Origin of the sequence: Lamprocystis purpurea DSM 4197 (assembly GCF_000379525.1) — a bacterium.
Classification (GTDB): Bacteria; Pseudomonadota; Gammaproteobacteria; order Chromatiales; family Chromatiaceae; genus Thiodictyon; species Thiodictyon purpureum.
This window is the reverse complement of record NZ_KB902474.1, coordinates 174,316-185,540: the sequence shown is the minus strand read 5'-3', so window position 1 is coordinate 185,540 and position 11,225 is coordinate 174,316. Positions and strand designations below refer to the sequence as shown.

At 67.0% G+C, this 11,225-nt stretch carries 7 protein-coding genes; 6 read left to right on the top strand and 1 reads right to left on the bottom strand.

Features of this window, described 5'->3' with window-relative positions; all coding sequences use genetic code 11:
- Positions 1–86 precede the first annotated feature (86 nt).
- The 6 genes from recD2 (at position 87) to A39O_RS0110225 (ending at position 10,253) form a co-directional block, all read left to right on the top strand.
- A complete protein-coding gene (recD2, locus tag A39O_RS32990; protein ID WP_051088794.1) occupies positions 87–2,318 on the top strand; it encodes an SF1B family DNA helicase RecD2 in 2,232 nt (743 codons plus the stop codon).
- A 113-nt stretch (positions 2,319–2,431) separates the two neighbouring features.
- Entirely contained in the window at positions 2,432–3,073 is a 642-nt protein-coding gene (locus A39O_RS0110245) for a hypothetical protein (RefSeq protein WP_020504565.1), read from the top strand.
- A 31-nt stretch (positions 3,074–3,104) separates the two neighbouring features.
- Complete coding sequence (locus A39O_RS0110240) at positions 3,105–5,696, top strand: putative bifunctional diguanylate cyclase/phosphodiesterase (RefSeq protein WP_020504564.1); 2,592 nt, start codon at positions 3,105–3,107, stop codon at positions 5,694–5,696.
- Complete coding sequence (locus tag A39O_RS0110235; protein ID WP_020504563.1) at positions 5,693–6,238, top strand: Uma2 family endonuclease; 546 nt, start codon at positions 5,693–5,695, stop codon at positions 6,236–6,238. The genes A39O_RS0110240 and A39O_RS0110235 overlap by 4 nt, the downstream gene beginning before the upstream one ends.
- Positions 6,239–6,408: 170 nt before the next feature.
- On the top strand, positions 6,409–7,953 hold the full coding sequence (locus A39O_RS0110230) for an ATP-binding protein (protein ID WP_020504562.1): 1,545 nt from the start codon (positions 6,409–6,411) through the stop codon (positions 7,951–7,953).
- A gap of 149 nt (positions 7,954–8,102) precedes the next feature.
- Positions 8,103–10,253, top strand: a complete 2,151-nt coding sequence (locus A39O_RS0110225) for a YgiQ family radical SAM protein (RefSeq protein WP_020504561.1) — start codon at positions 8,103–8,105, stop codon at positions 10,251–10,253.
- Here A39O_RS0110225 and A39O_RS0110220 read toward each other — a convergent pair.
- Entirely contained in the window at positions 10,250–11,197 is a 948-nt protein-coding gene (locus A39O_RS0110220; RefSeq protein WP_020504560.1) for a D-2-hydroxyacid dehydrogenase, read from the bottom strand. The two genes, A39O_RS0110225 and A39O_RS0110220, sit on opposite strands and share 4 nt — an antisense overlap.
- Between the last annotated feature and the right edge of the window lie 28 nt (positions 11,198–11,225).

The window sequence follows — 11,225 nt, the reverse complement described above, 5'->3', positions numbered from 1 at the left end:
AGGTCTTGGCTAAGATCGCGTCCATGATCACCTGGCCGCACCGCACGGGCGACTCGGCCCAGCCAGCGCCATGCGAACCCCCGCGGATGACCGAACCGAGCCCCCGCTATCACACCGACCCGCCCGCCGAGCACCTCTCGGGCTCGATCGAGCGCGTGACCTTTCACAGTGAGCAGAGCGGCTTCTGCGTGCTGCGGGTGAAGGTGCGCGGTCAGCGGGACCTGGTGACCGTGATCGGCGCGGCGGCCAGCGTGACCGCCGGCGAGTATATCGAATGCGGGGGCCAGTGGATCAACGACCGTCAGCACGGGCTGCAATTCAAGGCCGCCGACCTGCGCTGCGTGCCGCCGAGCACGGTGGAGGGGATCGAGCGCTATCTGGGCTCCGGCATGGTGAAGGGCATCGGCCCGCATTTCGCGCGCAAGCTGGTGCGCGCCTTCGGTGAGCGGGTGTTCGACGTGATCGAGGACAACCCGGAGCGGCTGCTCGAACTGCCCGGCATCGGCCCCAAGCGTCAAGCGCGCGTGACCGGCGCCTGGGCCGAGCAGAAGGTGATCCGCGAGATCATGGTCTTTCTCCAGTCCCATGGGGTCGGCACCGCACGAGCGGTTCGCATCTACAAGACCTATGGGGACGACGCCATCGCCCGGGTTACCGAGAATCCCTACCGGCTGGCGCTCGACATCCACGGGGTCGGCTTCAAGACCGCGGACGCCATCGCCCAGCGACTCGGGATCGCCGCGGACTCCCTAATCCGCGCCCAGGCCGGGGTGCGTCACTGCCTGCAGGAGATCGCCGGCCAGGGTCACTGCGCCGCCTATCGTGAGGTCCTGGCCGCGCAGGCGGTCACCCTGTTGGAAATCCCGGCGCCCATCATCGAGCAGGCGATCCGCGCCGAGGTGCATGAGGAGCACCTGATCGAGGAGCCGATCGACGCCCGCCCGGCGCTCTTCCTCACCCCACTCCAGCGCGCCGAGCAGGGCATCGCCCTCGGCATTCGCCGGCTGCTGCTGCGCCTGCCGGTATGGGGCTTCATCGACGCCGGACGGGCCATCCCCTGGGTCGAGGGGCGCACCGGGCTGGCCTTGTCGGAATCCCAGCGGACCGCGGTCGCGGCGGCCGTCAACGGCAAGGTGACGCTGATCACCGGCGGTCCCGGGGTGGGCAAGACCACGGTGGTGCGCGGCATCCTGGACATCCTCGCCGCCAAGGGCGTGGAGATGCTGCTGTGCGCCCCAACCGGGCGGGCCGCCAAGCGCCTGAGCGAATCCACCGGCCGTGAGGCGCGCACCATCCACCGGCTGCTGGAGTTCGATCCCAAGGCCATGGCCTTCAAGCGCGATCAGTATTCGCCGCTCAAGGCGCAGTTGGTGGTGGTGGACGAGTGTTCCATGGTCGATGTCGCCCTGATGAACCAACTGCTGCGCGCGGTACCGACCCAGGCGGCGGTGCTGCTGGTGGGTGACGTCGATCAGTTGCCCTCGGTCGGACCGGGGTCGGTGCTCGCCGACCTGATCAACTCCGGCGCCGTGCCCACCTGCCGGCTGACCGAGGTCTTCCGCCAGGCCGCCGCCTCGCGGATCATCGTCAATGCCCATCGCATCAATGCCGGGCGGATGCCCGAGCGACCGGACGAAGGGCCGCCCGCGACCGATTTCTATCTCATCCACTGTCAGTCGCCGGAGGAAATTCAGGACCGGCTGCTGCGCGTGGTGCTGGAGCGTATCCCGCAACGCTTTGGTCTGGATCCGGTGGCCGACGTGCAGGTGCTCACCCCCATGAACCGGGGCGGTCTGGGCGCCCGCTCGCTGAATGTCTTGCTGCAACAGCGCCTCAACCCGGACGCGACACCGCGCATCACCCGCTTCGGCTGGACCTTTGCACCTGGGGACAAGGTGATTCAACTGGTCAACAACTATGATAAAGAGGTCTTCAACGGCGACATCGGACGGATTGCCGCCATCGACGCGGAGGAGGGGCTGGTACAGGTCGAGCTCGACGGGCGGCGGGTGGAGTACGAATTGGGCGAACTCGACGAACTGTCACTCGCCTACGCCACCACGGTGCACAAGGCCCAGGGGTCCGAATACCCGGCGGTGGTGATCCCGCTGGCGATGCAGCACTACACCCTGCTGGAGCGTAACCTGCTCTACACCGCGGTCACCCGCGGCCGGCGCCTGGTGGTGCTGATCGCCGAACCCAAGGCGTTGGCGATGGCCGTCAAGCGGGTCGGCTCCAACCAGCGGCTGACCAAGCTGCGGCAGCGCCTCGTCGAGGCCGTGGCGGCAGCCGGTGGGCTGGAGGATGAAGCACTTTAGACGAGGACCTGACCGCCAGTGAACACGGTTGCCCGCGACAACGACCCCGATCACCCATTCATCACCGACCCATGGTAGCCTCTCGCCCCTAGCAACCCCAGCGGAGCATTTCCATGCAGCAACTCACACCCGAAGGCCAGCACCTGGTCGCGGATTTGGCGAACCGTCACGGTTTCAGCGCCGATGCCGTCACCCACATGCTGATCGCCGTGCGTAACGGCAACGGGTCCATGGCCCAGTTCAGTCACCCGGAGTTCGGCGGCGGAGGCCAATGGATGCAGGGCGGCATGATCATGGTGGGTGACATGTTCAACAATATGCTCAAAGGCCGCGTAGACGCGCTGTGCAATGAGCTCTCGGGCATTCTGGCCCGCCAGCCGGGGCTGCTCCAGACCGGCAGTTTCCAATCCCAGAGCCAGGGCGGCAGCGGTTACCAGACCCAGACCGCCGGCGGCTATCCCGGTCAATCCAGCCTCTTCGTACCGGACCCGGCCACACACTGGTGGCCGGCCGAACTTGGCTCGCCCAATGCCACCGGCGCCCAGAACAATGTGAAGTATGCCTACTTCGCCAACGCCCGGCGCCTGGCGGTGGAGGCCGGCGGGGAGTGCTGGGTCTACGACACACTCGATCATCAGATCGGCGGTTTCTCACAGCAGCAGGGGGGCAGCTCGTCCATTACCTTCACCAGTCAATACGGCACCGTGAGTCTGGCGCACTTGCCCATCGTGTCGCGCGGTCGGTCGCCGCGCTGACCCGGTCGTTGTCGACGCGAGACGGTCAACCGTGAGGCCCCATGCAGTCGCCAGGCCGGCCCCGTCGCCACACCGCAGGCTGGGGCCGATCGCGCATGCCCGCACGCATCCGGTCATCCGTGCGCGGACCCTCGCGGGACTGGCCCTGCTTGCGGGTGCGCCCGCGGCCTGGGCCGGGACGGCATTGGGCACTGATCTCCGGCCCTCCCTGCTGGCCGCTGCCGTGGGGTTGCTGTTGCTTGCGCTCAGTGTGGTCGGTCTGTTTGCGATGCGCCGGGCGCGCGGACTTGCCGACACCTTGCGCCGCCGCGAGGCCGAATGCGAGGCGGCGCAGCGCCAGGCCGAACAGAGCGAGCGCAGCGAACGTCGCTACGCGTCCGTGCAGCAGGAGGCGCAGGACCGCTTGATGGCCCTGATCGCCGATGGGGCACCCTTGGCTGACCTGCTGGAGGCAGTCGCTTCCTCGATCGAGTCGCTGGATCCTGGACTCGTCTGTTCGATCATGCTGGTCGACCCGCAAACCCACCACTTACGGGTCGGGGCGGCGCCGCGGCTACCCGACAGCCTGATCGCCGCGCTCGACGGCCGCTCGGCCGCGTCCGCCGACACCGACGCGCCTGCCGACCCGGCCGCCCTGCGTCCGCTGGGCGACCGGCTGGTGGTCGCGGACATCCTGTTTCACCCTTACTGGGAGTCGATGGCCGGGGCGGTCGAAGCCGCCGGAGTGCGCAGTTGCTGGTGCGAGCCGATCCGTGACGCCAAGGGCCGGATGCTCGGTTATGTCGATGTCTACTCGCGAGTCCCGGATAAACCGGACGCGCAGCAGCGGGCCTTCATTGATCACGCGGTCTCGCTGGTGGCACTGGCCCTGCAACACGACCAGGATCGCAACGCCCGCCAAGTGGCCGAGGAACGCGCCAGCCTGCTGCTCGAATCGGCCAACGAGGGGGTCTTCGGCCTCGATCTGGACGGCGTGATCACCTTCATCAACCCCATTGGGGCACGCCTGCTCGGCTATGCCGTAGCCGACCTGGTGGGCCACGACAGCCATGAACTGATTCACGATCGGGCCGGCAACGGCAGCCCCATCGCGGCCCCCGACTGCCCCATACTCGCGGTCATGCGCACCGGCGAGCCCGTTCGCGTAGCGCACGAAGTCTTGTGGCGGCGGGACGGAACGTCTTTTCCGGTCGAGTACCGGGCCGCCCCCATCCGCAGCCATGGTTCGATCGTCGGTGCGGTCGTCATCTTCAACGACAGCACCGAGCGGGATCGGCAGGAGCAGCGCATCCACCGGCTCGCCTACTTCGATGGACTGACCCATCTGCCGAACCGGGAGCTGTTCAAGGCCCGCCTGCAAAAACGCCTGAGCTCCGCCCGCCAGGGTGATCAAGGATTCGCCCTGCACTTTCTGGACCTGGATCGCTTCAAGGACGTCAACGACACGCTGGGACACCCGGCCGGTGACAGCCTGCTCAAAGAGGTGGCCGAGCGCCTGCGCGCTTTAGTACGGGCGACCGACACGGTCGCGCGTTTCGGCGGCGATGAGTTCGCCGTCATCCAGCCGGACGTCCGCGCACTGACGGATGCCGCCACGCTCGCCGAGAAGATCGTCACCAGCCTGGCCGCGCCCTATTGGGTCGCCGACCGGGAGGTCCAGTGCGGCGCCAGTGTCGGCGTCGTGCACGTGGCGGGCACTGAACTGGACCTGGAAACCCTGCTGGGACGCGCGGACGTGGCACTCTACAAGGCCAAGCGCAACGGACGTGGGCGTTACGCCTTCCACACCGATGAGATGACCCGTCAGGTGTGTCGGGACACCGCGCTGATGGACGCTCTGGATCAGGCGGTGCGCAACGGCGAACTCTTCCTGCACTTCCAACCCCAGGTCGAACTGGCATCGGGGCGCATCACCGCGGTGGAAGCCCTGGTGCGCTGGCACCATCCGCACGAGGGCGTCATCCCGCCCGGGGATTTCGTGCACCTGGCCGAGCGCCGCGGGCTGTTTCAATTACTCGGCGCCTGGGTGCTCTCGAATGCCGCCGCGCAGGCCCGCCGCTGGCACGACGCCGGATTCGCTTTCGGCCGAATCACCATCAATGTCTCGCCCCAGCAGGTGCGCAGCGGCAGCCTGGCGGATGACCTGATCTCGACCACGCAGGAGCACGGCATCGCGCCCGCCTTGCTGGGGCTGGAGTTCACCGAGACCGCACTCCTGGAGTACGGCGAGCACCATCGCATCCAGGTCGCCGCCCTGCGCGACGCCGGTGTCCACCTGACCGTCGATGACTTCGGCACCGGCCTGTCGTCGCTGACCCATCTGCGCCGCGGCGGAGTCAGCACGCTCAAGATCGACCGCAAGCTCGTCCACGACATCTTCGACGAGAAGGATGCCGTCGAGATTGTGCGCGCCGTCCTCGCCGTTGCCGCGGCCCTGGACCTGGACACCGTCGCCGAGGGGGTCGAGACCGCGGCGCAGGCCGCGCGGCTCGCGTCCTTGGGATGCCACTGCGCCCAGGGGCGGTTGTTCGTTCCGCCATTGGAACCCGCTGCACTGGAGCCTTATCTGGCCCGCGGGGTGATTACGCCGGTGTCGACGGATGACCAGGATCGATTCGAATGATCTCGGTCGCCGCCTACCTGGAAAACGAGAAAGTCGCTGACCTGCGCAGTGAGTACGTCAATGGCCGCTGCCTGCCCGTAGTCGGTGCCAGTCGGCGGCACGATCAGATCTGCATGCGCCTGGCCCAGCTCCTGGCGGATCACCTCAACGGCTCGGCCTGTCGTCTGTTCCGCCCGACGGTCAAGGTCCATCTCCAGGGCCCGGCGGATGAACGCTTCTACTATCCCGATCTGCACGTCGCCTGTGGGGAAGTCGCCGAGCACCCGGACTATCTCGATGCACCTACGCTGATTATCGAGGTCTTATCCGTGGCGAGCGCGCGCCGCGACCGCGAGGAAAAGGCGCCGGCCTATTGCCGCATGGCCGCACTCGAGGAGTTGGTCCTGGTCGCCCCTGACGCGCCGCGCATCGAGGTCCGGCGGCGCCGCGACCAGTGGGCGCCGGAAATCCTGGTCGATACCGCAACGCTGGATCTGACCAGTATCGGCGCTGTCATTGCGTTGCAGCAGATTTTTGGAGGACTGGCGCCGGGGGAGAGATAAGGAACCGCTGACTTCCTGATTTCCTCCACCCTGTCACCGACCTTGGTTGGCGCTCCCGGCCCACTCTGGAGGACGCATCCCGCCGTCGCTGTGCTTGGCGTCATGACAGGGTGCCGCGAACCCGTTACCCTGATCCCCGACGACTCGCGTCTCCGCTTCCGAGGCCCACCATGCACCGCCGCAGACTGCCGATCGGCATCCAGACCTTCGCCAAGATCCGCGCGGATGATCATTACTATGTCGACAAGACCGGCTTCATCCGGCAGTTGACCGACGAGGGCACCCACTATTTTCTGTCGCGCCCGCGCCGTTTCGGCAAATCGCTGTTGCTCGATACCCTGGGGGAACTCTTCGCCGGCAACGAGGCGCTGTTCCGGGGACTGCTGATCCATCCGCACTGGGACTGGGCGACTCGCTATCCGGTCATCCGGATCAGCTTCGGCGGCGGTCTCGTGCACAGCCGGGCGGAACTGGACGACAAGATCGGGGAACAACTGCGCATCAATCAGGACGCGCTGGGGCTGCGCTGCACCGAAACCGGGAGCGGCGCCTGCTTCGCGGAGCTGCTGCGGCTGGCCCATGCCGCGACCGGCCACCGCGTGGTGGTGCTGGTCGACGAATACGACAAGCCGATCCTCGACAATCTCACCGATCCCGACACCGCGCGCGCCGCGCGCGACGGGCTGCGCGATCTCTATTCGGTCATCAAGGACAACGATGCCCATGTTCGCTTTGTATTCATCACCGGGGTGAGCAAGTTCAGCAAGGTGAGCATTTTCTCGGGGCTCAATAACCTGCGTGACATCACGGTCTCTGCCGATTATTCAGCCCTGTGCGGCTATACCGAGCAGGATGTCGAGACCGTCTTCGCCCCCGAACTTTCCGGTCTGGATCGGGACGCGATCCGCCGCTGGTACAACGGTTACAACTGGACCGGGGAGGCCGTTTACAATCCCTTCGATCTGCTGCTGCTGTTTCAGGAGCGCGAATTCAGAACCTGGTGGTTCGAGACCGGCACGCCGACCTTTCTGGTGGAGATCCTCGTCGCACGCGGTTACTTCACCCCCAATCTGGCCCAACTGCACGCGTCCGAAGCATTGCTGGCGAGCTTCGATGTGGAGGCCATCGCCTCGGAGGCCTTGCTGTGGCAGACTGGTTATCTCACCTTCACCGGTGCGCGGCGGATCGGCGCACGGATCGACTATCAACTCGGTTATCCCAATCTCGAGGTGGAGAGCGCGCTGAATGATGCCCTGCTCAAAGGGTTGATAGGTGATCCCATGCAGGCCGAGCGCGCCGTCACCCGACTCTATGACGTGCTGGCGGCCACGGATTTCGCGGGCTTCAGAGCCCATCTCGACAGCCTGTTCGCGGCCATTCCGTATCAGTGGCATACCGGTAATCCCATCGCGCGTTACGAGGGGTACTACGCCAGCGTGTTCTACAGCCATCTGGCCGCGCTCGGCCTGGACTTGACGGCGGAGGACGCCAGCCGCCAAGGCCGGGTCGATCTGACGCTGAAATTCAATGACCGGGTTTGGCTGTTCGAGTTCAAGGTGGTGGAGTTGGAGCCCGCGGGGCGGGCGTTGCAACAGCTCAAGGACCGGGGCTACGCGGACAAGTACCGGGCGGCAGGCCAGCCGATCCATCTGATCGGCATCGAATTCAGCCGCGAACAACGCGGGGTGGTCGGGTTCGAGGTCGAGACGCTCTAGGACCCGAGCGTCGCGCGGGGTCCCGGAAGCGGCAACACGTGGCCTTGGTCATCATTGCGCTGTTCTTCTTCGTGTTCTTGGTGTCTTTGTGAGAGCCATCTTGCTGATGGGTCTACAATGCCGTCTTTGCGGACCGCCACACGGCCACCATGGACCAAGCACCCGACCTCTTCTCCTATCGCAAACACTGGGCACACAAGCTCGGGACAGCGCCTGAACTGCCCATGTCCCGCGCCGAGATGGACCTGCTCGGCTGGGATGCCTGTGACGTGATCATCGTCACCGGAGACGCCTATGTGGACCATCCCTCGTTCGGGATGGCGATCATCGGGCGGCTGCTGGAGGCCCAAGGGTTTCGTGTCGGCATCATCAGCCAGCCCGACTGGCGTTCGGCGCAGGACTTCACCCGCCTGGGCCGCCCGACCCTGTTCTTCGGTGTCACCGCCGGGAACATGGACAGCATGGTCAACCGCTACACCTCGGACCGGCGGCTGCGCTCCACGGACGCCTATACCCCGGACGGCGCCCCCGGCAAGCGGCCCGACCATTCGGTCACCGTCTATGCCCAGCGGGCGCGGGAGGCCTATCGCGACGTGCCGATCATCATCGGCGGCATCGAGGCCAGCCTGCGGCGCATCGCCCATTACGACCATTGGTCGGAGAAGGTCAAGCGCGCCGCCCTGGTCGACGCCAAGGCGGATCTGCTGATCTTCGGCAATGCCGAACGGGCGGTGGTGGAGGTCGCCCACCGGCTGGCCCGCGGCGAGCCCATCGGCACCATCCGCGACCTGCGCGGGACCGGCTTTCTGGTGCACGGGGTCCCTGACGGGTGGACCGAGATCGATGCCGGCCAGGTCGACCGGCCCGGACCGGTGGCGGCGCATCCGGACCCCTATGCGTCTGAACCCGCGGGGTGCACGGCCGTCAAAGCCGACGCGTCGGTGTCGACGGCCGCTACGGCCGCGGCCGTTCCCATCCAGTTCCACCGCCGCCCGCGTCACCTGGACCGCGGCCGGACCGTCGTGCGCCTGCCCTCCTACGAGCAGGTGCGCGATGACCCGGTGCTCTATGCCCATGCCTCGCGCGTCTTCCACCAGGAGACCAACCCCGGTAACGCCCGCGCGCTGATCCAGAACCATGGGGACCGCGCCGTCTGGCTCAATCCGCCGCCCATTCCGCTGACCAGCGCGGAATTCGACCGGGTCTATGAACTCCCCTACAGCCGTCGGCCGCACGCCGGCTACGGCGCCTCATCCATCCCGGCCTGGGAGATGATCCGCTTCTCGGTGAACATCCTGCGCGGCTGTTTCGGCGGCTGCACCTTCTGCTCCATCACCGAGCACGAAGGGCGCATCATCCAGAACCGCTCCGCGGAGTCCATCCTGCGCGAGATGGAGGAGATCCGCGACCGTACGCCCGGCTTCACCGGGACCATCTCGGATCTGGGCGGCCCGACCGCCAACATGTGGCGGCTCGCCTGCAAGGACCCGGCGGTCGAATCAGCCTGCCGCAAGCCGTCCTGCGTCTATCCCGACATCTGCCCCAATCTCAACACCGATCACGGCCCGCTGATCCAACTCTATCGCCGGGCGCGCCAGGTCCCCGGCATCAAGCGGGTGCTGATCGCCTCGGGACTGCGCTACGACTTGGCGGTCCGCTCCCCCGAGTATGTCCGCGAACTGGTCAGCCACCACGTGGGCGGCTATCTCAAGATCGCGCCGGAGCACACCGAGCCGGGACCGCTCTCCAAGATGATGAAACCCGGTATCGGCACCTACGACCGCTTCAAGGCGCTGTTCGACAAATTCTCGAAGGAGGCCGGCAAGGAGCAGTATCTGATCCCCTATTTCATCTCGGCCCACCCCGGCACCACCGACGAGGACATGATGCACCTCGCGCTCTGGCTCAAGAAACACGACTTCCGGCCGGACCAGGTTCAGGCGTTCCTGCCCACTCCCATGGCCACCGCCTCGGCCATGTACCACACCGGCCTCAACCCCCTCAAACGGGTGACGCGCGGCGGGGAGAAGATGATGGTGGTGCGGGGCGCGCGCCAGCGGCGCCTGCACAAAGCCTTTCTGCGCTATCACGACCCCGAGAACTGGCCGCTGCTGCGCGAGGCACTCAAGTCGATGGGCCGCGCGGATCTGATCGGCAACGGCAAGCGGCATCTGGTGCCGGCATTCCAGCCCGCGGGGACGGGTCTGCGCCCCGAGGGGCGACGGCGGCCGACGGCCGTCACCGGCGTGGGCGGGACCACCGCGATGCGGCCGGTGCGGCCGCCGGCGCGTAAACGTTAGCGCGTCGCGAAGTCCTGGATATTGGCGGCCACCGCGTCGATCAGTCGCTGGCGCGCCGCGCGGCTGGCCCAGGCGACATGGGGCGTCAACGTCAGGTTTGGGATGTCCGCCGCAAGCAGCGGGTGATCCGGCGGGGGCGGTTCAACGGACAGCACGTCCAACACCGCCGCCCCGAGCTGCCCGGCGCGCAACGCCGCGGCCAGCGCCGGCTCGTCGACGATACCGCCGCGGGCGGTGTTGAGCAGCAGGGCCTGGGGCTTCATCAGGGCCAACTCGGGCGCGCCGATCAGTCCACGTGTCTGCGGCGTCAGCGGACAGTGCAGCGACAGCACATCGACCCGCGGCAGCAACTCATGCAGCGGGATGCGCCCCGGCCGATCGTCGCCGCCCGGCCGCGCCGCCGTCAGGACCGCCATGCCGAAACACTCGGCCAGGCGCGCGACGGCGCGGCCGAGTTCACCGAACCCAACAATCCCCAGCGTCTGACCCGCAATCTCCTCGATCGGGTGATCGAGCAAACAGAAATGCGCGCTCCGGCACCAGTCACCGGCGGCCACCGAAGCCCGGTAATCCGGCAGCCGCGTGACATGGCTCAGGATGCAGGCAAAACAGTGCTGAACCACCGAGGCCGTCGCATAGCCGGTGACATTACGCACCGCGATCCCGAGCGCGGCGGCGGCCTCCAGGTCCACATTGTTGGTCCCGGTGGCGGCCACGCAGATCAGCCGCAGGCGGGGCAGCGACCGCAGCAGATCCGCGCCCAGCACCACCTTGTTCGTCACCACCACCTCGGCCGCACGCACCCGCTCCAACACCTGGTCAGGCCGGGTCGCCTCGTGGAAGGCCCAGGCGGCGCAGGCCGCGCTCAGCCGGCCCAGATCGAGGTCGCCGCGATCGGTGCTGGCGAGGTCGAGGAAGACGCCGAGTTGGGGTCGTTTGGACATGTTAAGGCGCTTGCCGGAACAGCATGTA

What these genes read in the sequence shown, in the direction of transcription:
- A39O_RS0110235 (WP_020504563.1), top strand. Translation starts at nt 5,693, where the DNA reads ATGATCTCGGTCGCCGCCTACCTGGAAAACGAGAAAGTCGCTGACCTG.
- recD2 (WP_051088794.1), top strand. Translation starts at nt 87, where the DNA reads ATGACCGAACCGAGCCCCCGCTATCACACCGACCCGCCCGCCGAGCAC.
- A39O_RS0110225 (WP_020504561.1), top strand. Translation starts at nt 8,103, where the DNA reads ATGGACCAAGCACCCGACCTCTTCTCCTATCGCAAACACTGGGCACAC.
- A39O_RS0110245 (WP_020504565.1), top strand. Translation starts at nt 2,432, where the DNA reads ATGCAGCAACTCACACCCGAAGGCCAGCACCTGGTCGCGGATTTGGCG.
- A39O_RS0110230 (WP_020504562.1), top strand. Translation starts at nt 6,409, where the DNA reads ATGCACCGCCGCAGACTGCCGATCGGCATCCAGACCTTCGCCAAGATC.
- A39O_RS0110220 (WP_020504560.1), bottom strand. Translation starts at nt 11,197, where the DNA reads ATGTCCAAACGACCCCAACTCGGCGTCTTCCTCGACCTCGCCAGCACC.